Here is a 24693-nt window from a genome sequence, read left to right as displayed (position 1 = left end):
GGAGGGAGGAAGGGGCGAGGAACGAGCCCCTTTCGAGTGACGACGGAAGAACACCGCCTCAGCAGCGCCCCGAACCGCCCGGTCGAAGGCTCGGCCATAGGCACGGACGGGGTCCTGGGTGGGCCTGCGCACGATCCCGGCGGGCGGGACCGCGGTGGGTCGTCCTATGCTGCAAGGCATGCAGGAGCCCATTGAGCAGTCCGGTGCCGGAGAACCCGACAACTTCCAGCGTCTCTGGACCCCGCACCGGATGGCCTACGTCAAAGGGGAGAACAAGCCGACCGGCACGGGCCCGGGCGACGGCTGCCCGTTCTGCGAGATCCCGAAGATGAGCGATCAGGAGGGGCTGATCGTGGCCCGTGGCTCCAGCGTGTTCGCCGTGCTCAATCTTTACCCGTACAACTCCGGCCACATGATGGTCTGCCCGTACCGCCACGTCGCCGACTACGTGGACCTCGACGACGCCGAGACCGCCGAGCTGGCCGACTTCACCAAGCGCGCGATGCTCGCGCTGCGCAAGGCGAGCGGCGCTCAGGGCTTCAACGTCGGCATGAACCTCGGACACGTCGCCGGAGCCGGCATCGCGGGCCACCTGCACCAGCACGTCGTCCCCCGCTGGGGCGGCGACACGAACTTCATGCCGGTGGTGGGCCACACCAAGGTCCTCCCGCAGCTCCTCCAGGGCACCCGGGAACTGCTCGCCGACGCCTGGCCCGCTGCCTGACCCCTTCCTCCAAGCACCTCACGAACGGCTCACGGCCCGGGCACCCGGCCTGGGCACGACCTGGAAACCGCCTGGGCGCATGGTTTGGCGCGCGCTTTGGGGCAGGCGGGCCCACTGGGCGGTTTGGGGCCTGCGGGCCGGGTGTGCGCTCGCCGGGAACCGGCACCCGGTGGTCCACCCGCCGGCGCGTGGTCGAGGACGCCGGACCTGCCGGTCAGCTGGTGGCCGGGGTACGCCGGTCAGTGCCGGTCAGGTGGGGAGGGGGCGGAGGACGGGGGTGGTTTTGGCCGGGGGAACAGGGGCGAGGGCGGCGATGCCCGCGGACAGGACCAGCGGGACGGCCAGGGCCAGGGCCATGGAGAGGACGGCGGCGCCGGAGTCGTTGACCAGCGTGCCGACCACGCCGCTGACCAGGGTGCCGATCAGGCCCGCGCGCAGCATAGGAGCGCGTTCGAACGCCACGGGCAGCACCCCGGCACTGGCGGCCCCCGGGCGCAGCAGCGCGAAGACCAGGAAGGCGAACGCCGCGAGGACGATCGGCATCAGGTTCGGCGAGAGCAGCGTGCTCAGCATGGCCGACAGCTTCCTCATGATCACCGGAAGGAAGGTGCCGTCGATCACCTGACCGGCGAACCGCCCGAGGTGGGTCTGCGACCCGGGCGGCCGTAGGTGGTCCAGGTAGGCGATGGCCATCACCAGCACCCCGCCCGCCACGCAGAAGGCCCCCAGTTTGACGATCGAGACCCGCTTGCCGGCCACCAGCAGCGCGGTCACCGCGATGCCCGGCACGAACGCGATGACCCCGCCGAAGTCGCTGCCGATCCCCGGCCAGCCGTCGAGGATCATGGCGAAGCCGCCGAGGGCCGCCACGAGCACGACGGCCACCGGGCGACGGCCCGCCCGGACGAGCCTGTCGGCGACCGCCGTGGCCAGAAGGAGCACCGAGGTGGCGAGCAGGGCGAAGGGGATGTTGCCGAGCCCGGAGTAGCGGGCGCCGACGACGCCGGTGTACCCCATGACGCTGTCGAACTGCAGCGTCGTGCCCGTCAGCAGGTCGCCGAGGAGCACCGCGGCCGTGACGGCCGCCACCACCGAGGACGGGCCGAGCACGCCGGCGCCTCGCGGCCGGCCCCGCAGGCGCGACCACAGGGCCGGGAAGGCGAGCGACAGCACGGTGAGCGTGCCCGCGCAGGCCAGGACGCCGGCGACCAGCGCCAGCGCGGGCACCGCGGCGGCGTCCCATGGCGTGAGGTTGATCAGATAGGTCGAGACGGGGACCGAGGCCAGCGCCAGGGCGGCGACGCGCACCGACTCCAGCCCGCGGCGCCGGCGCAGCAGCAGGAAGGCCACGGCGTAGAACGTCACCTGGAGCACGGCGAGCGTGGTGAAGAACAGGCCGCCGACCGAGCGGATCGTCTGGCCCGCGACGTCGGCCCGCCGCAGCGTCGCCGTGCCGTCCTCGAGGGAGACCGCGCGGCTCGGCGCCCAGGGGACGCCGATGACGGCAGGGGGGACGGGTACGCCGGCGGTGGTGAGCAGCGTCGCCGTGACGTCCGGGAGGATGACCATGTCGTCGCGGTGGGTGGAGGCGGCCCCGAGGAGACGGCCCTGCGCGCCCGGCGCCCGCCACATCGCGACGCGCAGATGCGGCTCGGACCCGTGGTCGGCCAGGCCCGCGACGGCCACGGAGGTGTCCGGCGGGAGTAGGGCGAGCACCGCGCCCGCCTTGGCGTCCGCAGCCTTCAGCGCGGCCTTGCGCTGGGCGGGCGAGAGCTTCTCGGGGACGTCGGCGAGCCGGTCGGCCGCGATGTAGGGACGGATCAGATCGTCGACGTCCACGGCGAGCACGCGGCAGGCCGACCAGTCGGTGACCTTGTCGGGCGTGGGCGCGTAGCGGTCGACCCGGCCGGAGCGGTCGGCCAGCGCCAGCACCGCTCCGGGGCCGACCGCCGAGGTGCACTGCCCCGCCGCGTGGACGGCCTCGCCCAGCGTGCCGGCGGTCTCGACGTCGCGGACGGTCCAGAGCCATTTGAAGTCGGGGATGACCGCGCCCGCGTCTCGCTGCTCGAGGGGGGGCGGGAACCCGCACCGCGAGCCGACCGCCGAGCGTACCCCGGCCGAGACGGTCAGCCAGCCGTCGTACGGGCAGGTGATCCGGCCGACGGTGCGGACCGACAGCGACCCGAGCGCGCTGCCGCCCGCCAGCCGCCAGAGGTTCGGGGTGTCGGTGGCGTTCACGTCGTGCCAGTGAAGGCCTGGCACGCCGATCAGGGCCACCCGCGCCGGAGAGCCCGCCCGCGCAAGGGAGCCCGCCCGTGACGGGGAGTCCGCTCGCGCGGCGGCGGGGGCCATGAGCAGCCCCAATATGATCACAGCCAACGCGCCGAACGCCCGCCTCACCGATGACCTCCCATGATCGTCTTCCGGCGAACCTTTGGAACCGTACGGGAAAGCCGGCCGCCCGGTCCAGGAAACGGCCGGATGCCCAGGTGGCGGGCGGGGCAGCCAGGCCGCCGGGACCCGCCGAGGGCGTCCGCGGGTCCCACAGTAGACCGCCCGGCGACCCGCGACGTCCACGCGGATCAGATCTGTGGAAAACCCGGCCGCCCCGCCGGGACCTGTGGAAAACGAGGTCCGGGCCAGGGCGGCCGGTGACGTGCGGGAGCCCGAGGATCAGGGGAGCACGGCCGTGGCGGGGGCGCTCTCGTTGGTCAGGCGGTCCAGGGCGGTGACGAGGTAGGTGCCGCCGGTCTTGACGGGGAACGACTGCTCGGGCGCCTCCGTGGCGGGGACCACCGCGAGAAGGTTGCGCGCGTCTGCGGTCGCGCACGCGTCCGGCTCGGCGCCCGCCACGCGGTAGACGGCGTACGCGCGCGCCCCGGCCGAGGGCTTCCAGACCAGAATGCCGCCCGACCGGCGCAGCCCTGTGGGCGCGGCCGGGGCGGCGCCCCCGCGCGCCTCCACCAGGGGCAGGAGGGCGGGCCGCGGGTAGTGGTCCTTCGCGATCTTGTCCAGCACGCCGAGCGGGTTCTTGCCGAGGTGCGCGGCGCTGAAGTAGACGTCCCCCATGACCTCGGGGTACCTGCGGTTGAGCGCCAGGTGGGCGGGCAGTTCGCCGGACTTGGTCCAGGTCGGCGCGTCCTTGGTGCCCACCCGGTACAGCGCCTGCCCGATGTACAGGTGAACGCCGGTTCCCTTGACCGCGTCCGCCCACCAGGGCACGAGCTTGGCGTAGTCAGCGGCGGCGAAACCACGCGGCCAGTAGAGCTGGGGCATGACGTAGTCGACCGACCGGGCCTTGATCCAGGCGCGGGCGTCGGCGTAGATGGCGTCGAAGGCCGACAGGCCCTTGGTGTCGGATCCGGTGGGGTCGTCGGACTTGTTGCGCCAGATGCCGAACGGGCTGATCCCGAACTTGACGTGCGGCTTGGCGGCGTGTACGGCCCGGCCGACCTCGGCGACGAGCTTGTTCACGTTGCCGCGCCGCCAGGCCGCCAGCGACTTACCGTTGCCGTACTTCGTAAAGGCGGCGGCGTCGGCGAACTTCGTTCCCTTGCCGGGATACGGGTAGAAGTAGTCGTCGAAGTGCACGCCGTCGATGTCGTACCGCCGCACGACGTCCGTGACGATCTGCGTCGTGTAGGCGCGGACCTCCGGCAGGCCGGGGTTGAAGTACAGCTTGCCCTCGTGCCCGATCACCCACTCGGGATGCACCCGCGCGGGGTGGGTGGCCGGCAGCTTGCTCGTGTCGTCCTTGTCGGACGCGCGGTAGGGGTTGAACCAGGCGTGGAACTCCAGCCCGCGCCGGTGCGCCTCGGCGATGAGGAAGGGCAGCGGCTCCCACCCGGGGTCCTTGCCCGCGGTGCCGGTGAGCCACTGCGACCAGGGCTCGAAGGGGGACTTGTAGATCGCGTCCGCGGCCGGGCGGACCTGCACGAACACCGCGTTGAAGTTGCGCCTGACGGCCTCGTCCAGGATGCGGGTGTACTCGGCCTGCTGCCGCTCGGGGGTGAGGCCGGTCTTCGATGGCCAGTCGACGTTGTGAACGGTCGCGATCCACACGCCCCGGAGCTGCCGCTTCGGGAACCTGGCGCTCACCTCGCACGCCTTCGCGGACGCCTTGCTCGCCGCCCGGCTTCCCGACGCGGGCGCGCGCCGGCTCTCGCTGTCGGCGGGGGTGGCGCCGGGGCCGAAGGAGTACGCGAGGCCGGTGGTGACCACCGCGATGGCGGCCGCGGCCGCCAGAGGCCGATGTCCGTTTCGCATGAGACAGCAGTCTGGCATCGGCAAAGAGATGGTAAGGCCCGATAAAAGAAATCGTCTTGTGATGTGATCGTGATCACAGGGGTCGGCGTGGCGGATGTTGCTCCTGATATCGCGGGCCGCCGCCGGTCGCAGGGACGGCACGAGGGTCGTCCATCCGGCGTCCACCTGCGGACGGGCCGTCTCCCGTGATCCAGCGTCCCCGGGCCGGGCGATCTGTGGGCGAAGGGCCACGCCGCGTGGGTGACATATGGCTTACCGTAGCCCCGGCGGCCGGTGGAACAGCCGGTATGAACGCCGCCCTTGAACAGCACGGACCCGGCGCCCTCCGCAGTGGAGGGCGCCCGATCCGACCGGGTCGTGTGGCTCACTGGGACGCCTCCCGAGGCGGACGACGCCGGGAAGGCCCGGGCGCGTCCGCCCGGACCCCGGGTCGCCGTCGGTCCTCCGATTCGCTCGCCGGCGAGACGGTCACGGGCGATCCGGACGTGCCCCCCGATCGCCCCCGTCCCTCCCGGCTATTCGGCCGCCGACCGCAGCTTGTCGGCCAGATGCGACGGCAGTGGCTCGTACCGCAGGAACGACCGGTGGAAGGTCCCGGTGCCGTGCGACATGGACCGCAGGTCGATGGCGTAGCGGGTGATCTCCAGTTCGGGCACCTCGGCCTTGACCAGCGTGCGCCCGACGCCCACCGGCTCGGTGCCGAGCACGCGTCCCCGGCGGGACGACAGATCGGACATGACCGCGCCGACGTGGTCGTCCTCGACGAGCACCGAGACCTCGTCCACGGGTTCGAGCAGCAGCGCCGGGACCTTGGCCGCCGCCTCCTTGAGCGCGAGCTGTCCCGCGATCTGGAACGCCATGTCCGAGGAGTCCACCGAATGCGCCTTACCGTCGTACAGCGTCACCCGGATGTCCACGACGGGGTAGCCCGCGAGCACGCCCCGCTCCATCTGCGCGCGCACGCCCTTCTCCACCGAGGGGATGAACTGCCTCGGCACGACACCACCGACGATCTTGTCGACGAACTCGAACCCTCCGCCCGAGGGCAGCGGCTGGATCTCTACGTGGCAGATGGCGTACTGGCCGTGCCCTCCGGTCTGCTTGACGTTGCGTCCCATGCCCTGGGCCTTGCCGCCGAAGGTCTCGCGCAGCGGCACCCGCAGGTCCACGCGTTCGACCTCGACGCCGTGGCGCTTGGACAGGTGGTCGAGCAGGACGTCGGCGTGGGCCTCGCCCATGCACCACAGCACGAGCTGCCGGGTCTCGGCGTTGTTCTCCAGGCGGAGCGTCGGGTCCTCGGCGACCAAGCGCGCCAGGGCCTGCGACAGCTTGTCCTCGTCGGCCTTGGACCGGGCGCGGACGGCGACCGGCAGCAGCGGCTCGGGCATCGCCCAGGACCGCATGAGCAGCGGCGAGTCCTTGTCCGAGAGGGTGTCCCCGGTCTCCGCGCGGCCGAGTTTGGCCACCGCGCAGATGTCCCCGGCGACGCACCTGGTGGTCGTGCGCTGCGTCTTGCCGAGCGGCGAGGACAGCGCGCCGATGCGCTCGTCGACGTCGTGGTCCTCGTGGCCGCGGTCGGCCATGCCGTGCCCGGAGACGTGCACGACCATGTCGGGGCGCAGCGTGCCCGAGAACACCCGGACGAGGCTGAAGCGCCCGACGTACGGGTCACTGGTGGTCTTGACGACCTCGGCGACGAGCGGCCCCTCGGGGTCGCACGTCAGCGCGGGCGCCGGCCGTCCGTCGATGGTGGTGATCTCCGGCAGCGGGTGTTCCATGGGCGAGGGGAATCCCTGGGTGATGACCTCCAGCAGCTCGCGCATGCCGACGATGACGCCGGCGGACGGGCTGGCGCAGGTGGCGAGGACGGGGTAGAAGCCGCCGCGCGCCACGGCCTTCTCCAGGTCGTCGATCAGCACCTTGGTGTCGATCTCCTCGCCGGCGAGGTACCGGTCCATGAGCGACTCGTCTTCGCTCTCCTGGATGATGCCCTCGATCAGCGTGCCCCGGTAGGTCTCGATCTGCTCCTGGTAGGCCGCGCCCGGCTCGGTCTCGGCGCAGGCGCCCGAGGCGTAGTCGTAGAACTTCTGCGTCAGCAGCCCGATCAGGCCCTTGACGTGCCCGTCTTCGACCACGGGCAGGTAGAGCGGGGCGACGCCGTCACCGAACGCGTCCTGGCAGGTGGCGACCACCTCGTCGAAGTCGGCGCGGTGGTGGTCGATCTTGGTGATGACGACCGCGCGCGGCATGGACACCGCGGCGCACTCCTCCCACAGCATGCGGGTGAGCCCGTCGACGCCGTCGGCCGCCGACACCACGAACAGCGCGGCGTCGGCCGCGCGCAGGCCCGCCCGCAGGTCACCGACGAAGTCGGCGTACCCGGGAGTGTCGAGGAGGTTGATCTTGATGCCGCTGTACGTCACGGGGGCGAGGGCGAGGTTGATCGAGCGCTGCTGGCGCATCTCGACCTCGTCGAAGTCGCTCACCGTGGTGCCGTCCTCCACCCGGCCCGTGCGCTGGATGGTCCCCGTCGCGGCCAGCAGCGCCTCGACGAGCGTCGTCTTGCCTGATCCGGAATGGCCGACCAGCGCGACATTGCGCACCGCATCCGGCCGGTCGGCCGAGGGTGCCCTGCCCGCGGCTCCTGCTGGTCCGCCCGTGGTCTTCTCCGGCACGTCGCCTCCCGCGTTTCGCCGTGAGATGCGGCCGCGCGCGGCCACATCGTCCGCCGCCGCGCCCGCCGCCCGAGAGAGCGCGGTGCCCTACACCCTTTACCTCTGTGGCGCGGATCACAAGAGGGCTCGGGCAATTGTGCTTGCGAATCGACGCCTGAGCTTGTCCCGTTGTTCGCCGGACGGTCGCCCTCCCGTCTCCTTCCCTTACCCCTCCGGCACGGGTCAACGCACCCGACTTCGCACGTCAGGGGCCGCCTCATCAGGTCTCGTTCGAATCTCGTGCCCCAGGTGTCCTACGATCGGACCGCGATGTTGAAGCTCCTGCGCCCCGCCGTCACCCGCGCGCTGACCCCGTTGGGCCAGGCGCTGGCCCGCCGGGGGATCAGTCCTAACGTCATCACTGTCATCGGCACGCTCGGCGTGGCGGCGGGAGCTCTGGGCTTCTACCCCCGCGGGCAGCTGTTCCTGGGCACGGTCGTCATCACCGTGTTCGTCCTCGCCGACCTGCTGGACGGCGTGCTCGCGCGGATGCTCGGCACCACCAGCACCTGGGGGGCGTTCCTCGACTCCACCCTGGACCGCGTCGGCGACGCGGCGATCTTCTCCGGGCTGATCCTGTGGTTCATGTCCACGGGCGACACGGTCCTCGCGTGCGTCGCGCTGTTCTGCCTGGTCGCCGGCGCCGTCGTCTCGTACGCCAAGGCGCGCGCCGAGGGGCTCGGCCTGACCTGCGACGTCGGCCTGGCCGAGCGGTCCGAGCGGCTGCTCGTCGTGCTGGTCGCCGCCGGGCTGTCGGGCCTCGGCGTGCCGTACATCCTGGCGGCGGGGCTGTGGCTGCTCGCCGCGGCCAGCGCGTTCACCGCCGGGCAGCGGATCCTCCACGTTTACCGCCAGACGGTGCCAACATGAACGTACGGCGTTCTTCACGCGCCGTAGGACGTCTCACGACTTCTGGGGGTGAGCCTCGCATTGGCTGATCGGCTCGTGGTCTGGGCCTTCCACCTCGGCTGGGTCCTCGTGCCCAGGGTGCCCGAGCCGGTGGCCAGGTGGGCGTTCCGCCTCATCGCCGACCTGATGTGGCGGCGTCAGGGCAAGTCCGTCCGGCGCCTGGAGTCCAATCTCGCGCGCGTGACGGGCAAGGACGCCGCCGACCCGTCCGTGCGCGACCTCAGCAAGGCCGGCCTGCGCTCCTACTTCCGCTACTGGATGGAGGCGCTGCGCCTGCCCGTGATCGGCAAGGAGCGCATCCTCGCCGGCATGCGGGTCGAAGGCGGGGACAAGATCTTCTCGACGATCGCCTCCGGCAGGGGCATCGTGCTGGCCCTGCCGCACATGGGCAACTGGGACCTCGCCGGCGCCTGGCTGATCCACAACGGCCACCCGTTCACCACGGTCATGGAGCGGCTCAAGCCCGAGTCGCTGTACGAGCGGTTCGTCGCGTTCCGCGAGAGCCTCGGCATGGAGGTGCTGCCGCTCACGGCCAAGGGAGGCGGCACCGCGCACGCCTTCGGCACGCTCGCCCGGCGGCTGCGCGAGGGACGCGCGATCTGCCTGCCCGCCGAGCGCGACCTGACCGAGAAGGGCGTCGAGGTCGACTTCTTCGACGGCAGGACGCGCATGGTCGCGGGCCCCGCCCTCCTGGCCCTGCAGACGGGCGCGCCGCTGCACCCGGCCACGCTGTGGTTCGACGGCGACGGCTGGGGGTTGCGCATCCATGACGAGGTCCCCGTCCCCGCCGAGGGCTCCCGGCACGAGAAGATCACGGCCATGACCCAGGCCATGGCGCGCGCCTTCCAGGAAGGCATCACCGAGCACCCCGAGGACTGGCACATGCTGCAGCGCATCTGGCTGGACGACCTGGAGCCCCGGTGACCGCCCCATGAGGGTCGGCATGGTGTGCCCCTACACCTGGGACGTGCCCGGCGGCGTGATGGCGCACGTCCGCGACCTCGCCGAGGCGCTCATCGCCGACGGTCACCACGTCTCGGTCATCGCCCCCGCCTCCGACGACGCGCCGCTGCCGTTCTACGTCACCTCCGCCGGCCGCGCCGTCCCCGTGCCCTACAACGGCTCGGTGGCGCGCCTGGCGTTCGGCTTCCTGTCGGCGGGCCGCGTGCGCAAATGGCTGCGCGAGGGACGTTTCGACGTCCTGCACGTGCACGAGCCCGCCGTCCCGTCGGTGGGCCTGCTGGCCTGCTGGGCGGCCCGCGGCCCCATCGTGGCCACCTTCCACGCCTCATACCAGCGCTCGCGCGCGGTGTCGGTCACGGCGCCGGTGCTGCACACCGCGCTGGAGAAGATCACTGGCAGGATCGCCGTGTCCGACGCCGCACGCAAGACCCTGGTGGAGCACATGGGCGGCGACGCGGTGCTGATCCCCAACGGCGTCACGGTGAGCCGGTACGCGCAGGCCGAGCCGCTGCCGGGCTGGGGTCCCGACGGCGGCGTGATCGGGTTCCTCGGCCGCATGGACGAGCCCCGCAAGGGCCTGCCGGTGCTGCTGGAGGCCTTCACGCTGCTGGCGCCGGAGCGTCCGGGGCTGCGGCTGCTGGTCGCCGGGCCGGGCGACGCCGACGAGGTGCTGTCCAAGGTGCCCGCGGCGCTGCGCGACCGGGTCGGCGTCCTCGGCATGGTCAGCGAGGAGGACAAGGCCCGCGCCTACCACTCCGTGGACGTCTTCTGCGCGCCGAACACCGGCGGCGAGAGCTTCGGCATCGTCCTCGCCGAGGCGATGGCGGCGGGGGCGACCGTGCTGGCCAGCGACATCCCCGCCTTCCGCAAGGTGCTCGGCGAGGGCCAGGCGGGCGCGCTGTTCGCCACCGGCGAAGCCGGGTCGCTGGCGCGCGAGGCGGCCGCCCTGCTGGACGCCCCCGAGCGGCGCGCCAAGCTCTCGGACGAGGCCCGCGTGGCCGTCCGCAGGTACGACTGGTCGACCGTGGCCCGCGACGTCGTCCGCGTCTACGAGACCGTGGCGGCGACGGGCTCCGGCGGCGTGGAAGAGGAGCAACGCGGGGCCGTCCTGTGAACACGATGACCATCGTCTTGCTGGTCGGCGCGATCATCGCGCTGGCCGCCGTCTACATCTCCTGGCGGGCCGGGCGGCTGGACCGCATGCACATCCGCCTGGAGACCGCCCGGGCGGCGCTGGACGCCGCGCTGATCAGCCGCGCCGCCGTCTGCATGGAACTGGCCGCCTCACGGGTGCTCGACCCCGCGACCAGCCTGGTTCTGGCCGCGGCGACGCACGAGGCCCGCACCGCGGGGCCGGACGAACGCGAGCACGCCGAGAGCGACCTGTCGCGCACCGTCAGGGCGGTGATGGACCAGGAGCGCTTCCGGGAGCGCCTGGCCGAGGCCCCCGGGGGAGCGGCGCTGGTGGCCGAGCTGGACACCGCCGTCACCAAGGTGATCTACTCGCGCCGGTTCTACAACAACGCGGTGGACGTGACCCGGCGCGCCCAGCGCCGCTGGCTCGCGCGCACCCTGCGCCTGGCCGGCCACACCGACCCGCCGTCCTACTTCGAGATCGACGACGCCGAGCCCGCCTCCTTCGCCCAGCAGACCTGAACGAGCGCCCGGCCGCGGCGCCGCGCGCGCCCGGGAGACGGTGGAGCGTTCCGCCGCGTACGGGGCCAGAGGAGCGCCTGAGACGCGAGTGACGCGACTCGTCTGATCTCGTGTATCAGCGGTGTCCGCCGTAGGTAAGCTTCGTGGCGTTTCCAGGAGAAATCGGGAGGAGCCGCAGCTATGCCAGCAAAACGGGTGATCGGCGTCGCCCTGGCAGGGGCGGCCCTTCTGGCGCCCGCCGTGGCCTGCTCGTCCTCCGGTGGGGCCACGCCGGCGTCCCAGCAGACGGCGCCCGCCGCCCTGGCGTCCTCGTCGCCCGCCCCGCCGCCGGAGCACCCGTTCACCGGGCAGCCGGTGGCGAGCCGTAGGCCGGTGCTGGCCGTGAAGATCGAGAACACGGCGTCCGGCAAGCCGCAGCTCGGCCTGCGCAGCGCCGACCTGGTGTTCGTCGAGCAGGTGGAGGGCGGCCTGACCCGCCTCATGGCGATCTTCTCCTCCAAGATGCCGGCGAAGGTCGGGCCCGTCCGCAGTGCCCGCATCTCCGACCTGCACCTGCTCCCGATGTTCGGCAAGCCCGCGCTAGCCTACTCCGGCGTGCAGACCAAGATGATCCCGCTGGTCAGGGAGGCGTCGTTGTTCGACGTCTCCGACAGCGCGGACCCGGGCGCGTACTTCCGGCAGCCGGGACGCGTGGCGCCCTACAACCTGTTCGCCGACACCAAGAAGCTGCTGGCGGGCGCGCCCAAGGCGACCAAGGCCCGCGACATCGGCTTCGAGTTCGGCGACGCCCCGGCGGGCGGGGTACCCAAGAAGAGCTTTACCGTAAAATATCCGGCGGCCCGGTTCACCTTCACCTGGTCCGCGGCGCAGAAGCGCTGGCTGGTGGCCCAGGACGGCAAGCCGGACATGGCTGCCGAAGGCGGTCAGCTCGGCGCGCCGACCATCGTGGTCCAGTACGCCAAGACCACCCGCTCGCAGTTCCACGACTTCACCGGCAGCTACACGCCGCTGATCCAGACCACCGGCACCGGCAAGGCCGTCGTCCTGCGCGACGGAAAGGCCTACACGGCCAAGTGGTCGCGCGGCTCGGAGAATACGGGCACCAGGTTCACCACCCCGGACGGCGAGCCGATGACGTTCAGCCGGGGCCAGGTCTGGGTCGTCCTCGCCGCTCCCAAGCCCGTCCAGCCCTGAGCCCGCCCGCGGGTCGTACGGCTTGTCCAAAAATCGGCGTCACTTGTGACGATCGGGAGCGTCCAGGCGGACGCTGATCAGCGCCTACCATGGACCTGAACCCATTGTCGCCCTCGTGAGGTAAGATCGTGTCCAGCAGCACCCCCGAAGTGACCGACCCCGCCGTCACCGGCACCGCCCGTGTGAAGCGTGGCATGGCCGAGATGCTCAAGGGTGGCGTCATCATGGACGTCGTCACGCCCGACCAGGCCAAGATCGCCGAAGACGCCGGCGCGGTGGCCGTCATGGCCCTTGAGCGTGTGCCCGCCGACATCCGCGCCGAGGGCGGCGTGTCGCGTATGAGCGACCCCGACATGATCGACGGCATCATCCAGGCCGTCTCCATCCCCGTGATGGCCAAGGCCCGCATCGGCCACTTCGCCGAGGCGCAGGTCCTGCAGGCCATCGGCGTCGACTATGTCGACGAGTCCGAGGTGCTCACCCCCGCCGACGAGGCCAACCACATCGACAAGTGGGCCTTCACCGTCCCCTTCGTCTGCGGCGCCACCAACCTCGGCGAGGCTCTGCGCCGCATCTCCGAGGGCGCGGCGATGATCCGCTCCAAGGGCGAGGCCGGCACCGGCAACGTCGTCGAGGCCACCCGCCACATGCGGCAGATCCGCGGCGACATCAAGCGCCTCGCGTCCCTGGACGAGGCCGAGCTGTACGCCGCCGCCAAGGAACTGCGCGCCCCGTACGAGCTGGTCGCCGAGATCGCCAAGTCCGGCAAGCTGCCCGTCGTGCTGTTCACCGCGGGCGGCATCGCCACCCCGGCCGACGCCGCGATGATGATGCAGCTCGGCGCCGAGGGCGTGTTCGTCGGCTCCGGCATCTTCAAGTCGGGCGACCCGGCCAAGCGCGCCGCCGCGATCGTCAAGGCCACCACCTTCTACGACGACCCCGACGTGATCGCCAAGGTCTCCCGCGGCCTCGGCGAGGCGATGGTCGGCATCAACGTCTCCACCCTTCCCGAGGCCGACCGCCTGGCCACGCGCGGCTGGTAGGGGCTCCCGTGGCGCGGCCTCCGTATGGGGCCGCGCCAAAGAGACATCGCCAGAAATATCCCCTCTGACCTGGGATTCCCTATGCCTGGCGTTTGCTGTGAATAGTCGATGATCGTCATGTGATCGACAGGCGATCGTTCCTCGTGCTGGGGCTGGCGTCCGGAATGCCACCCCTGCGGGTCTCCTATGGGGACCCGTTCACACTGGGCGTCGCCTGCGGCGATCCCGCGCCCGACGGTTTCGTCATCTGGACGCGGCTCGCGCCCACGCCGCTGGCCGAGGACGGTCTCGGCGGGATGCCGTCCGCGCCGGTGACGGTCTACTGGGAGGTGGCCACCGATCCGGCCTGCGCGCGGGTCGTCCGGCGCGGCACCGAGGAGGCCGTGCGCGAGTGGGCGCACAGCGTGCACGCCGAGGTCGCCGGCCTGGAGCCGGGCCGCGAGTACTGGTACCGCTTCAAGGCGGGCCAGTACGTCTCGCCGATCGGCCGCGCGCTGACGGCCCCGGCCCCGGCGTCGCTGCCCGGCGCGCTGCGCATGGCCGTGACCTCCTGCGCCAACTACCAGCACGGCCACTTCACCGCCTACGGCAGGGCTGCCCAGGAGCGTCCCGACCTGGTGCTGCACCTCGGCGACTACATCTACGAGTACGGCAAGGGCGAGATGCCGTGCCCGGGCGGCAACCCGCGCGAGCACGAGGGGCCCGAGGCACGCACGCTCACCGAGTACCGCCGCAGGCACGCCCTGTACAAGACCGACGCCGACCTGCGGGCGGCGCACGCGGTCGCGCCGTGGCTGCCGATCATGGATGACCACGAGGTGCGCAACAACTGGATGAGCCTGCTGCCGGCCGAGCGGCGCGAGGCCGCGTTCCGGGCGTACTACGAGCACATGCCGCTGCGCCGCACCGCCGTGCCGAAGGGCCCGGCCATCAAGCTGTTCCGGCGCGTGCGCTGGGGGACCCTCGCCACGATCCACCTGCTGGACACCCGCCAGTACCGCGACCCGCTGATCTGCGGGGCGTCTTTCCAGGAGTGCCCGGAGTCGCGCGTGGAGAACCGCACGATCACGGGGGCCGAGCAGGAGCGGTGGCTGCTGGCGGGCTTCCGCGAGTCCAAGGCGCTGTGGGACATCATCGGTCAGCAGGTCTTCTTCGGACAGCGCGACAAGCACACGAGCGGCGAGAAGAAGGTGCGCCAGGACTCCTGGGACGGCTACTCCGCCTCCCGCACCCGGGTCACCCGCGGCTGGGTCGACGCCGGGGTGCGCAACGCCATCGTGCTGACCGGCGACGTCCACTCGCACTGGGCGGGCGACCTGGCCCTCGACTACGACGACGAGTCCTCGCGCCTGGTCGGCACCGAGCTCGCCGTCACCTCGATCAGCAGCGGCGGCGACGGCCACGACCACGACCGGGCCAGGGACGCGCTGCTGGACAAGAACCCCCATCTGAAGTTCCACCTGAGGCGCCGCGGATACCTCATGGTGAAGGTGACGCCCACCGCGGTCGTCGCCGACTTCAAGATCCTGCGGTACGTCAGCACGCCCGGCGCCCCCGCCCTCACGGCCGCGACCTTCGAGGTGCCCGACCAGGTCCCCGGACTCCTGCGCCGGCCCTGAGTCCGCCTGGCGTCCCGGGCCTCCGGCGGGGGAAGCCCTGGGCGGTTTGGGACGTTGTTCGGCATGGCCCTACGCTTTTGACGCGCGCCGCATCCGCCGCGTCCGGGGCCTTCGAGGACGACCGCCGGCAGGTGACGGCCGCGAGGGGCCGTGTCCTCCGTGTCCACCATGTCCGCCGCGTCCCCGGAAACGACCAGCGGGCGACGACCCGTGCAGTGAGGGGAAGGAACCACGGTGACCTCTGCGCCGACCACGACGACCACGCCGACGATCGGCGTGCTCGCCCTTCAGGGCGACGTGCGTGAACACGCCCGCTCTCTGGAGGCCGCCGGAGCCAGGGCCGTCGCCGTGCGCCGCCCGGCCGAGCTCGACGCCGTGGACGCGCTGATCATCCCGGGCGGTGAGTCCACCACCATGTGGAAGCTCGCCGAGGCCTTCGAGCTGCTCGAACCGCTGCGCGTGCGCATCAAGTCCGGCATGCCGACCTACGGTTCGTGCGCGGGAATGATCATGCTGGCCGACCGCATCGAGGGCGGCATCGAGGGCCAGCAGACGATCGGCGGCATCGACATGGTGGTGCGCCGCAACGCCTTCGGCCGCCAGATCGACTCTTTTGAGGCATCCTTGGATTTCGCGGGCCGCGGTTCGCTGCGCGCCGTCTTCATCCGCGCCCCATGGGTCGAATCCGTGGGCGAGGATGTCGAGGTGCTGGGGTTGGCCGAGCCTGGGGATAGGATCGTCGCGGTCCGGCAGGGACCTCTGCTCGCGACGTCCTTCCACCCCGAGCTGACCGGGGACACGCGGGTTCATTCGTATTTTGTCGAGATGGTGAGGGAGCTCTAGCCGATGTCCGGCCACTCCAAATGGGCGACGACGAAGCACAAGAAGGCCGCGCTCGACGCGAAGCGGGGCAAGCTTTTCGCCAAGCTCATCAAGAACATCGAGGTGGCGGCCCGGACCGGTGGTCCGGACCCGGAAGGCAACCCGACCCTTTACGACGCCATCCAGAAGGCGCGTAAGAACTCCGTGCCGATCGAGAACATCGAGCGCGCGCGCAAGCGCGGCGGCGGCCTGGAGGCGGGCGGCGCCGACTGGCAGACCATCATGTACGAGGGGTACGCCCCCGGCGGCGTGGCGGTGCTGGTCGAGTGCCTCACCGACAACCGCAACCGCGCCGCCTCCGAGGTCCGCGTGGCCATGACGCGCAACGGCGGCTCCATGGCCGACCCCGGCTCGGTGGCCTACATGTTCAACCGCAAGGGCGTCGTGATCGTCCCCAAGGGTGAGCTGGCCGAGGACGACGTGCTGGCCGCGGTTCTGGACGCCGGAGCCGAAGAGGTCAACGACCTCGGCGAGTCCTTCGAGGTCGTCTCCGAGGCCGGTGACCTGGTCCCGGTCCGCAAGTCGCTCCAGGACGCCGGCATCGACTACGACTCGGCCGAGAGCAGCTTCCTGCCCACGCTCAGCGTCCCCCTGGACGAGGACGGCGCGCGCAAGGTGTTCCGCCTGATCGAGGCCCTCGAGGACAGCGACGACGTGCAGAACGTCTACGCCAACTTCGACGTCAGCGACGACGTCCTCGCCAAGCTCGACTGACCCTGTTCGGGGCGCGGCGGTGTTCTGGAGGAGGGAGGAAGGGTGAGGAGCGAGCCCTTCCGAGTGACGACGGAAGAACACCGCCTGAAGTGCGCCCCGGACACGCGGCCATAGGTACCGCCTGACCACGCCAGCGGGCCGCCTGAAAAGGGTTCGACCCGTTCCGGTGGTCCGCCGTAGGTTTGTCGGTCGTGGAGATCCGTGACCTGACGGCCGACGACCTCTCGGTGCCGTGCTGGACAACCGCAAGCGGGTGTTCGGTCCCTCCCGGGCTGGTAGCGTAGCGCCGCGGCTGGCTCCGGTGTAGCCGTCCCTGTCCAAAGGCCGCTACCTCGGGTCTGCGGTGACGACCGCCTGGTAGACGCGCAGGATCAACGACTACGAGCAGTGGTGGCATGGCCATTGCCTGTCGATGGACGGCATCGTGAGCGTCACCATCGTGCCCCGAGATCGCAGGGATGACGACGACTTCGCTGACCTCCTAGAAACGGCTACCGGATTCGCCTGCAATGCTTTGGCTTCATCTTCAGGCACTGGGGAACGGGCTCTCTGGCCGGGCAAGAACAGCGGATTCGCTGCCGAGGCGAATCGGTGTCCGGTAGATTGATCGCGTCAGGTACCGCCGGGCTGGGCGGGAACGGAGCCGGAAGGTTCAAAAGCCTGTGGAGACCTGATAAGACCACTTCGGTGGCTCAGGTCGATGAAGCAGGAAGCCGCAGAAGTGCCACGCAGTGGCACAGACTGAATCCCCGACCTTCAGGCCGGGGAGCGCGCCAAGTGATGTACCGCTGGGAACAGCGGCTGCCGCACGATCGAGGTAGGCAACTACAGGGCCGGCTCGGAGGCTACAGCGTGGAGGCTGTGGTCGCTGGTCGGCCCTGCCTTCCGTCGCCCCCAGCGTGACGGCCAGCGTCGAGCCGGACGATCCGATGCTGTGGCTGCTGCGCGAGCGGTCCAAGGACACGGTCAAGCTCACCCGCTGGATGCTGCGGGTGATCGACCTGCCCGCCGCCGTCGCCGCGCGCGGCTACCCGGCCGGGGTGTCCGCCGACACCCTCGTCGAGGTGGCCGACCCGCAGCGCCCCGCCAACTCCGGGGCCTGGCGTCTCACCATCGCCTCGGGCCGCGGCCAGGCCGTGCGAGCCACCGCGTCCGAGGGCGGCGACGTCCCGCGCCTCACGATCGGCGGCTTCTCGGCCCTGTTCGCCGGGGTCCAGGCCGGCAGCGTGCGCCGCGCCGGGCTGCTGTCGGGAGGCACGGCCGGCTCGGACGATCTCCTCGGCGCCGCCTTCGTCGCCAAGCCCTACATGATCGACTACTTCTGAGCCCGGCCGCGTGTCCCTGGGTGCGCCGCCGCGCCCGCCGGGGTAGAGTTCGGGGCCGAACATGTGTTCGGCGATCTGGGGAGGCGTGCCGGTGCGGCTACCGGAGCTCAGGGTGATGGGGGTCGATCCCGGGCTCACCCGCTGCGGCCTCGGCGCCGTCGAGGGCCGCGCGGGCGCACCGCTGTCGCTGGTCAAGGTCGGCGTCGCCCGCACCCCCGCCGGGGACGACATCGGCGCACGCCTCGTCGCGATCGAGGCCGAGATCGAGCGCTGGCTCGACGAGCTCAGGCCCGACGCCGTCGCGGTCGAGCGGGTCTTCAGCCAGAGCAACCTGCGCACGGTGATGGGCACGGCCCAGGCGTCGGCCGTGGCCATCGTCTGCGCCGCCCGCCGCGGGCTCCCCGTCGCCCTGCACACCCCCTCCGAGGTCAAGGCCTCCATCACCGGCTACGGCAACGCCGACAAGGCCCAGGTCGGCGCCATGGTCACCCGCCTGCTCCGCCTCGACGCCATGCCCAGGCCCGCGGACGCCGCCGACGCACTCGCGCTCGCCATCTGCCACATCTGGCGGGGCGGCACGCAGAACCGCCTGGCCGCGGCCGTCGCCAAGGCGAAGGCGGCCGCGACGTCCGCGAAGGGAACCCCGTGATCGCCTCGGTCTCCGGCCGTGTCGCCGCCCTCGCCCCCGACTCTGTGGTCGTCGAGGTCGGCGGCGTCGGCGTCCTGGTCCACTGCACGCCCGCCACGCTCGCCACGCTGCGCCCGGGGGAGCAGGCCCGGCTCGCCACCTCCCTGGTCGTCCGCGAGGACTCCCTGACGCTCTACGGCTTCGCCACCGACGACGAGCGCGCGGTCTTCGAGATGCTCCAGACCGCCTCCGGCGTCGGCCCGAGGCTGGCGCTGGCCATGCTCGCCGTCCACGCGCCGAACTCCTTGCGGGTCGCCGTCGCGAGCGCCGACGTCAAGGCCCTGACCATGGTGCCGGGCATCGGCCAGAAGGGCGCCCAGCGCATCATCCTGGAGCTCAAGGACAAGCTCGGCACGCCGGACCAGGCCGTGGACGCCGCGCTCAACGGGCGCGCCCGGCGGCAGATGTGGCGCGAGCAGGTGCACGCGGGCCTGGTGGGCCTCGGCTACTCCTCCAGGGACGCCGACGAGGCGATCGCCGCGGTCTCGCCCCAGGCCGAGGCCGAGGAGGCCGCCGGCCGCGTGCCGGAGGTCGCCACCCTGCTGAAGGCGGCCCTGCGGGCCCTGAGCGTGCGATAGGGGCCCGCGATGAGCCTGGACAGAGATCTGGTGTCGCCGGACGCCGAGGGCGACGAGCGGGCGATCGAGTCGGCGCTGCGGCCCAAGCGGCTGAGCGAGTTCATCGGCCAGGGCCGGGTGCGTGAGCAGCTCTCCCTGGTGCTGCAGAGCGCGCTGCGCCGCGAGCGCCCGCCGGACCACGTGCTGATGAGCGGCTCGCCCGGCCTCGGTAAGACCACCCTCGCCATGATCATCGCGGCCGAGCTCGGCATGCCCCTGCGCCTCACCTCCGGGCCCGCCCTGGAGCGCGCGGGCGACCTCGCGGCCATCCTCTCCACGCTGTCGGAGGGCGAGGTCCTGTTCATCGACGAGATCCACCGCATGGCCCGCCCCGCGGAAGAGATGCTCTACCTGGCGATGGAGGACTTCCGCGTCGACATCGTGGTCGGCAAGGGCCCCGGCGCCACCGCCATCCCGCTGGAGATCGCGCCCTTCACGCTGGTCGGCGCCACGACCCGCGCCGGGCTGCTGCCCGCGCCGCTGCGCGACCGCTTCGGCTTCGTCGCCCACATGGACTTCTACGACGTCGAGGAGCTCGAGCAGGTGCTGCGCCGGTCGGCGAGCCTGCTCGGGCTGCGGCTCCCCGATGAGGCCGCCCACGAGATCGCCCGCCGGTCGCGGGGCACGCCCCGCATCGCCAACCGCCTGCTCAGGCGGGTCCGCGACTTCGCCGAGGTCCGCACCGACGGTGTCATCAGCCGCGACATCGCCTCGGCCGCGCTCAACCTGTACGAGGTGGACGCCGAGGGGCTCGACCGGCTCGACCGGGCCGTCCTCGGCGCGCTGCTGCGCAAGTTCGGCGGCGGCCCCGTGGGCCTGTCCACCCTGGCGGTGGCCGTCGGCGAGGAGCCCGAGACCGTCGAGGTCGTCGCCGAGCCGTTCCTCGTGCGCCAGGGGCTGCTCGCCCGCACCCCCCGGGGGAGGGTCGCCACCGCCTCCGCCTGGGCCCACCTCGGGCTCACCCCTCCGCCGGACGTGTTCGGGGCCCCGGGCCTGCCGACACTTTTCGAAGATCCCTGATACGGGGGGTTTCTGACAGGCGTCTTTACAGCGACTTAGAGGCCCCCGGCCGCGCGCGGGCGGCCTCCCGCTCCTGGTGAAGCCCGTCCCGGCGGGTGAACGCCCTGCTCCGGACGCCGTCCCCGTCCCCCGGCGGAGGCGGTCGTGAAAGTTTCAAAATCGTCGTATCGGCTGGTCACAGATCGGCTACAACGGGAACTTTCCTGCTCGCTAGAGCGTGGGTTCGTTGCCGGGCTTTGACAAGCTCGCCTAAACTCCGTGGCTTGGCTGGCCGTGTACGCTGACATGATCAGTGTGCTGCCGTGCCCATCGCCTCCAGACCTCCGGCGCCAGGCCGGTCAGTCCTTTACCGGAAGGAAGCCCCGTGCAGGGCCTTGGATCGTTCGTGCCACTGATCTTGCTGGTCGTGGTGTTCTACTTCCTGCTCATCCGCCCGCAGCGCAAGCGGCAGCAGGAGCAAGTGCAGATGCAGAGCAACCTGACGCCCGGCACCCGGGTGATGACCACGACCGGCCTGTTCGCCACCGTCTCCGCCGTCGACGACGACGACCTGATCCTGGAGATCGCGCCCGGCGTCCAGACCCGCTGGATCAAGGCCTCCATCGGCCGCGTGGTCACTCCGGTCGAGGAGACGGTGGAAAATGAAGACGGTGAAGACGGGACCCCGGGCGTTCGGGACTCCGTAACCGACGAGACGGTGAACAACGCCCCGGAACGCCGGGGAGACGAGGGCTCGACTAACACGAAGTCCTGAGTAGGCTCACGGCAAACCCCTCTTGACGAAAGAACTGACCACCAGTGGCCCCATCGACCAGTAGCCAGAGTAAGCCGGGGCGCGTGCTCCTGGCGCTCCTGGCGCTCATCCTCGCCATGGGCGGGGTGATGCTCCTGCAGAAGGCACTCGTGCCGAAGTTCGGCCTCGACCTCGCCGGCGGCACCACGGTGACGCTGTCCCCGGTCACGCAGAGCGGTGCGACGCCTTCCCAGGAGAGCCTCGACCTGGCCGTCAACATCATCCGTGACCGGGTGAACGGCAGCGGCATCTCCGACGCAGAGGTCGCCAAGGCAGGCGACAACATCGTCATCTCCGTTCCCGGCGCCGGCCAGGAGGAGGTCGTCAAGCTGGTCGGCACCACGGCCGAGCTGCGCTTCCGTCAAGTCCTCGCGGTCGCGGCGGCCAACGCCACGCCGGGCAAGCTGCCGACCGCCCCGGCCACCCCTGCCCCGTCCGGCGGCGCGACCCCCGCCCCCTCGGGGTCGGCCGAGCCGAGCACGACCGCCAAGCCCATCGCCACGGCCAAGCCGGTCCCGAGCGGCACCCCGGCCGGCCGGGCGCTGTCCTCCGCGCTGACCAACCCGACCCCTGCGCCCTCCGCGTCCGCCACGGGCGACGCCAAGGGCGACGCAAAGAGCAAGGCCACCCCGGCGCCGAGCGGCTCGGCCGCGCCCAGCGGCTCCGCGGCGCCCACCGCCTCCGCGCCCGCGCCCCCCGCCCAGGAGGACCCGCTCGCCGGTGTCGACCTGAGCGGCGTCGACCCTGCGGTGGCCGAGCAGTTCAAGACCCTCGACTGCACCAAGAAGGACCGCGGTCAGGGCGTCCAGGACAACGCGGACAAGCAGCTCGCGGCCTGCAGCGACGACGGCGTCGCCAAGTACATCCTGGACAAGGCCGCCGTGAAGGGCACCGAGGTCGCGGGCGCGAACTCGGGTGTCGACTCCACCACGGGCGAGTGGATCGTCCAGGTCAACTTCAAGAGCAAGGGCGCCAGCGAGTTCGCGAAGATCACCGGTCAGATCACCAGCGCCCCGCAGCCGCGCAACCAGCTCGCCATGGTGCTCGACGGCGTGGTCATCTCCGCCCCCGTCATCGAGGAGCCGATCCCGGGCGGCCAGGCCCGCATCTCCGGCAGCTTCACCCAGAAGACCGCCACCGACCTGGCCAACCAGCTCAAGTACGGCGCCCTGCCGCTGAAGTTCGTGCAGAGCTCGATCGAGGAGGTCTCCTCCACGCTCGGCGCCGACCAGCTCCGGGGCGGCCTGCTCGCGGGCGCCATCGGCCTGGTGCTGGTCGTGATCTACTCCCTGCTGTACTACCGGGGCCTCGGCCTGGTGGCGGTGGCGAGCCTCGCGGTGGCGACGACCCTCACCTACGAGGCGGTGGTCATCCTCGGCCACAACGCCAACTTCCGGCTGTCGCTGCCGCACATCATCGGTCTGATCGTCTCCATCGGTATCACCGCCGACTCCTTCATCGTCTACTTCGAACGCATGCGTGACGAGATGAAGGAGGGCCGCCGCTCGCTGCGGGTGGCCGTCGAGGTCGCCTGGGTCCGCGCCCGGCGCACGATCCTGATCGCCGACGCGGTCATGTTCATCGCCGCCGTGGTCCTGTACTTCCTGGCGGTCGGCGGCGTCGCGGGCTTCGCCTTCGCGATGGGCCTCACCACGCTGATCGACATCGTCGTGGTGTTCCTGTTCACCAAGCCGTTCGTCGCGCTGCTGGCCAGGCTGTCGTTCTTCTCCAAGGGCCACAAGCTGTCCGGCCTCGACGCCGAGCGCATGGGCCGCGAGGCGCCCGCGGCCGCCCGCACGACCGTTTCGCAGGAGGGCTGATGTCGCGCATCGGTTCGATCGGCCGCCGCCTGTACCGCGGCGAGGTCGACATCGACTTCGTCGGGCGTTACAAGCTGTGGTCGCTGCTGTCCGGCCTGCTGCTGGTGATCTCCATCGCCGGTCTGGTCATCCAGGGCCTCAACCTGGGCATCGAGTTCAAGGGCGGCTCGGTCTTCAGCTTCGACAAGCCGGCCTCGTCCACGATCGAGACGGTCCGCTCCACGGTCGAGGGCGCCGGCGCCCACCAGGTCACCGTCCAGGAGGCCGGCGGCCGGTGGCGGGTGACCACCCAGAGCCTGAAGGCAGCCGAGGTCACCACGGTCCAGAACGCGGTCGCCAAGGAGTTCGGCATCGCGGGCAACCAGATCAGCAAGCAGATCATCGGCCCGACGTGGGGCGGCGAGGTGCTCAGGAAGGCCGTCATCGGCCTGATCGTCTTCATGATCGCGATCATCCTGTACCTCACGATGGCCTTCGAGTGGAAGATGGCGCTGGCCGCGGTGGTCGCGCTGCTCCACGACCTGGTCATCACCGCCGGCATCTACGCCTGGTCGGGGTTCGAGGTCACCCCGGCCACGATGCTGGGCTTCCTGACGATCCTCGGTTACTCGCTCTACGACGCCGTCGTGGTGTTCGACATGATCAAGGAGGTCACGGCCAAGCTCGGCACGACCTCCAAGATGACCTACACCCAGGCGGCGAACAACGCGCTCAACCACACGCTGATCCGCTCGCTGAACACCACGCTGGTCGCGATCCTGCCGGTGGCGGCCATCCTGTTCATCGGCACCACGCTGTTCGGCGCGGGCACCCTGAAGGACCTGTCGCTGGCGCTTTTCGTCGGCATGATCGTCGGCACGTACTCCTCGCTGTGCGTGGCGACGCCGCTGCTGGTCAACCTCAAGGAGCGCGAGCCGAAGTACATGGCCATCGCCAAGCGGCTCGCCTCCAACAAGGGCGGGTCCGCGCAGGACGCCCCGTCCGGCGCCAAGGGCAAGGAACCCGCCACGGCGGCCACGTCCACCGGCCCGGCGGCCTCGGCCAACGGCGCGGCGGCCGCACCCAAGCGCAAGAAACGCTAGTCGCGCGTCACGTTCCGCGGCGCCCCCGTGATCCCTTCGCCGGTGTCACGGGGGCGCTTCGCTGCAGTCAGGAAGGAAGTCCCAAATCCCCATGAGCGACCTCACCGCGACGATCCTCGGCCACATTCGCGACGTGCCGGACTACCCCAGCCCCGGCATCGTGTTCAAGGACATCACGCCGCTGCTCGGCGACCACACCGCGTTCGCCGCCGTGGTGGACGCCCTGGCCGACGAGCTGGACGTCGACAAGGTGGTGGGCATCGAGGCCCGCGGTTTCATCCTGGCCGCGCCCGTCGCCTACAAGGCGGGGGCGGGGTTCGTGCCCATCCGTAAAAAGGGAAAACTCCCTGCCGCGGTGCTCGAAGAGCCCTACGATCTGGAGTACGGCTCCGCCGTCATCGCGGTGCACAGCGACGCATTCGCCCCGGGCGACCGCGTCCTGATCGTCGATGACGTGCTCGCCACGGGCGGCACGGCCCGTGCGGCGGTGGAGCTGGTCGGCCGGGCAGGTGCCGAGGTCGTGGCCGTCTCGGTGCTGATGGAGCTCGCCTTCCTCAAGGGCCGTGACCGCCTGACCGGCGTCGACGTGCGCTCCTTGGTGGCCGTCTGATCTCAGGCGGGAAGGCGGGCGTCTCCGGCGCGGATACACTGGAGAATCTGGACT

At 71.2% G+C, this 24693-nt stretch carries 21 protein-coding genes; 18 read left to right on the top strand and 3 right to left on the bottom strand.

Going from position 1 to position 24693, the window contains the following annotated elements:
* Nucleotides 1-166 precede the first annotated feature (166 nt).
* The gene (locus tag AB0M95_RS02980) at nt 167-724 is read left to right on the top strand and encodes an HIT domain-containing protein (RefSeq protein WP_363758585.1); all 558 of its coding nucleotides are present in this window, start codon (nt 167-169) and stop codon (nt 722-724) included.
* A gap of 249 nt (nt 725-973) precedes the next feature.
* Here AB0M95_RS02980 and AB0M95_RS02975 read toward each other — a convergent pair whose 3' ends face one another.
* The 3 genes from AB0M95_RS02975 to AB0M95_RS02965 form a co-directional block, all read right to left on the bottom strand.
* Nucleotides 974-3124, bottom strand: coding sequence for a hypothetical protein (locus AB0M95_RS02975; protein WP_363758582.1), 2151 nt, complete (start codon nt 3122-3124; stop codon nt 974-976).
* Nucleotides 3125-3397: 273 nt separating this feature from the next.
* Nucleotides 3398-4990: a family 10 glycosylhydrolase gene (locus AB0M95_RS02970; RefSeq protein WP_363758579.1), complete on the bottom strand. Its 1593-nt coding sequence runs from the start codon at nt 4988-4990 to the stop codon at nt 3398-3400.
* Between the two features lie 515 nt (nt 4991-5505).
* Nucleotides 5506-7665, bottom strand: coding sequence for an elongation factor G-like protein EF-G2 (locus tag AB0M95_RS02965; protein WP_363758576.1), 2160 nt, complete (start codon nt 7663-7665; stop codon nt 5506-5508).
* 309 nt (nt 7666-7974) lie between these two features.
* On the opposite strand from AB0M95_RS02965, the gene pgsA reads away from it, so the two are divergent.
* The 17 genes from pgsA (at nt 7975) to AB0M95_RS02880 (ending at nt 24639) form a co-directional block, all read left to right on the top strand.
* Nucleotides 7975-8574, top strand: coding sequence for a phosphatidylinositol phosphate synthase (gene pgsA / locus AB0M95_RS02960; protein ID WP_358522615.1), 600 nt, complete (start codon nt 7975-7977; stop codon nt 8572-8574).
* Between the two features lie 60 nt (nt 8575-8634).
* Nucleotides 8635-9537, top strand: coding sequence for a phosphatidylinositol mannoside acyltransferase (locus tag AB0M95_RS02955; RefSeq protein ID WP_363758573.1), 903 nt, complete (start codon nt 8635-8637; stop codon nt 9535-9537).
* Nucleotides 9538-9544: 7 nt separating this feature from the next.
* The gene (locus AB0M95_RS02950; RefSeq protein WP_363758570.1) at nt 9545-10690 is read left to right on the top strand and encodes a glycosyltransferase family 4 protein; all 1146 of its coding nucleotides are present in this window, start codon (nt 9545-9547) and stop codon (nt 10688-10690) included.
* Nucleotides 10691-10695: 5 nt separating this feature from the next.
* Nucleotides 10696-11232: a hypothetical protein gene (locus AB0M95_RS02945; protein WP_358522467.1), complete on the top strand. Its 537-nt coding sequence runs from the start codon at nt 10696-10698 to the stop codon at nt 11230-11232.
* Nucleotides 11233-11412: 180 nt separating this feature from the next.
* Entirely contained in the window at nt 11413-12426 is a 1014-nt protein-coding gene (locus tag AB0M95_RS02940; protein WP_363758567.1) for a DUF3048 domain-containing protein, read from the top strand.
* 128 nt (nt 12427-12554) lie between these two features.
* Nucleotides 12555-13469 carry a pyridoxal 5'-phosphate synthase lyase subunit PdxS gene (pdxS, locus tag AB0M95_RS02935; RefSeq protein ID WP_358522473.1) on the top strand — a complete coding sequence of 305 codons (915 nt, stop codon included), beginning with the start codon at nt 12555-12557 and terminating at the stop codon, nt 13467-13469.
* 119 nt (nt 13470-13588) lie between these two features.
* Entirely contained in the window at nt 13589-15088 is a 1500-nt protein-coding gene (locus tag AB0M95_RS02930) for an alkaline phosphatase D family protein (protein ID WP_363758564.1), read from the top strand.
* Between the two features lie 234 nt (nt 15089-15322).
* A complete protein-coding gene (gene pdxT, locus AB0M95_RS02925) occupies nt 15323-15931 on the top strand; it encodes a pyridoxal 5'-phosphate synthase glutaminase subunit PdxT (protein WP_358522478.1) in 609 nt (202 codons plus the stop codon).
* A 3-nt stretch (nt 15932-15934) separates the two neighbouring features.
* Complete coding sequence (locus tag AB0M95_RS02920) at nt 15935-16684, top strand: YebC/PmpR family DNA-binding transcriptional regulator (RefSeq protein ID WP_363758561.1); 750 nt, start codon at nt 15935-15937, stop codon at nt 16682-16684.
* Nucleotides 16685-17583: 899 nt separating this feature from the next.
* On the top strand, nt 17584-18009 hold the full coding sequence (locus tag AB0M95_RS02915; protein ID WP_363758558.1) for a sterol carrier protein domain-containing protein: 426 nt from the start codon (nt 17584-17586) through the stop codon (nt 18007-18009).
* Nucleotides 18010-18124: 115 nt separating this feature from the next.
* Nucleotides 18125-18658 carry a crossover junction endodeoxyribonuclease RuvC gene (gene ruvC, locus AB0M95_RS02910; protein ID WP_358522617.1) on the top strand — a complete coding sequence of 178 codons (534 nt, stop codon included), beginning with the start codon at nt 18125-18127 and terminating at the stop codon, nt 18656-18658.
* The gene (ruvA, locus tag AB0M95_RS02905) at nt 18655-19275 is read left to right on the top strand and encodes a Holliday junction branch migration protein RuvA (protein ID WP_363758555.1); all 621 of its coding nucleotides are present in this window, start codon (nt 18655-18657) and stop codon (nt 19273-19275) included. The genes ruvC and ruvA overlap by 4 nt, the downstream gene beginning before the upstream one ends.
* 9 nt (nt 19276-19284) lie before the next feature.
* Nucleotides 19285-20334, top strand: a complete 1050-nt coding sequence (ruvB, locus tag AB0M95_RS02900; RefSeq protein ID WP_363758552.1) for a Holliday junction branch migration DNA helicase RuvB — start codon at nt 19285-19287, stop codon at nt 20332-20334.
* Nucleotides 20335-20719: 385 nt separating this feature from the next.
* Complete coding sequence (gene yajC / locus AB0M95_RS02895) at nt 20720-21088, top strand: preprotein translocase subunit YajC (RefSeq protein ID WP_363758549.1); 369 nt, start codon at nt 20720-20722, stop codon at nt 21086-21088.
* An 83-nt stretch (nt 21089-21171) separates the two neighbouring features.
* Nucleotides 21172-22947 carry a protein translocase subunit SecD gene (gene secD, locus AB0M95_RS02890; protein ID WP_363758546.1) on the top strand — a complete coding sequence of 592 codons (1776 nt, stop codon included), beginning with the start codon at nt 21172-21174 and terminating at the stop codon, nt 22945-22947.
* Nucleotides 22947-24029 (top strand): protein translocase subunit SecF, encoded by a 1083-nt coding sequence (gene secF / locus AB0M95_RS02885; RefSeq protein WP_358522497.1) that lies wholly within the window; start codon nt 22947-22949, stop codon nt 24027-24029. The genes secD and secF overlap by 1 nt, the downstream gene beginning before the upstream one ends.
* A 91-nt stretch (nt 24030-24120) precedes the next feature.
* Nucleotides 24121-24639, top strand: a complete 519-nt coding sequence (locus AB0M95_RS02880; RefSeq protein WP_363758543.1) for an adenine phosphoribosyltransferase — start codon at nt 24121-24123, stop codon at nt 24637-24639.
* Nucleotides 24640-24693 lie beyond the last annotated feature (54 nt).

Origin of the sequence: Sphaerisporangium sp. NPDC051017, from assembly GCF_040683095.1 — a bacterium.
Classification (GTDB): domain Bacteria; phylum Actinomycetota; class Actinomycetes; order Streptosporangiales; family Streptosporangiaceae; genus Sphaerisporangium.
Note: the sequence above shows the minus strand (reverse complement) of the source record. Positions and strands in the feature narration are given on the sequence as shown.

Bases quoted from the DNA above. Each gene is read 5' to 3' on its own strand.
- AB0M95_RS02980 (WP_363758585.1), top strand. From the start codon at position 167: ATGCTGCAAGGCATGCAGGAGCCCATTGAGCAGTCCGGTGCCGGAGAA.
- AB0M95_RS02950 (WP_363758570.1), top strand. From the start codon at position 9,545: ATGAGGGTCGGCATGGTGTGCCCCTACACCTGGGACGTGCCCGGCGGC.
- AB0M95_RS02945 (WP_358522467.1), top strand. From the start codon at position 10,696: ATGACCATCGTCTTGCTGGTCGGCGCGATCATCGCGCTGGCCGCCGTC.
- ruvB (WP_363758552.1), top strand. From the start codon at position 19,285: ATGAGCCTGGACAGAGATCTGGTGTCGCCGGACGCCGAGGGCGACGAG.
- pgsA (WP_358522615.1), top strand. From the start codon at position 7,975: ATGTTGAAGCTCCTGCGCCCCGCCGTCACCCGCGCGCTGACCCCGTTG.
- AB0M95_RS02920 (WP_363758561.1), top strand. From the start codon at position 15,935: ATGTCCGGCCACTCCAAATGGGCGACGACGAAGCACAAGAAGGCCGCG.
- AB0M95_RS02880 (WP_363758543.1), top strand. From the start codon at position 24,121: ATGAGCGACCTCACCGCGACGATCCTCGGCCACATTCGCGACGTGCCG.
- AB0M95_RS02970 (WP_363758579.1), bottom strand. From the start codon at position 4,990: ATGCGAAACGGACATCGGCCTCTGGCGGCCGCGGCCGCCATCGCGGTG.
- AB0M95_RS02940 (WP_363758567.1), top strand. From the start codon at position 11,413: ATGCCAGCAAAACGGGTGATCGGCGTCGCCCTGGCAGGGGCGGCCCTT.
- secF (WP_358522497.1), top strand. From the start codon at position 22,947: ATGTCGCGCATCGGTTCGATCGGCCGCCGCCTGTACCGCGGCGAGGTC.
- ruvC (WP_358522617.1), top strand. From the start codon at position 18,125: ATGGGGGTCGATCCCGGGCTCACCCGCTGCGGCCTCGGCGCCGTCGAG.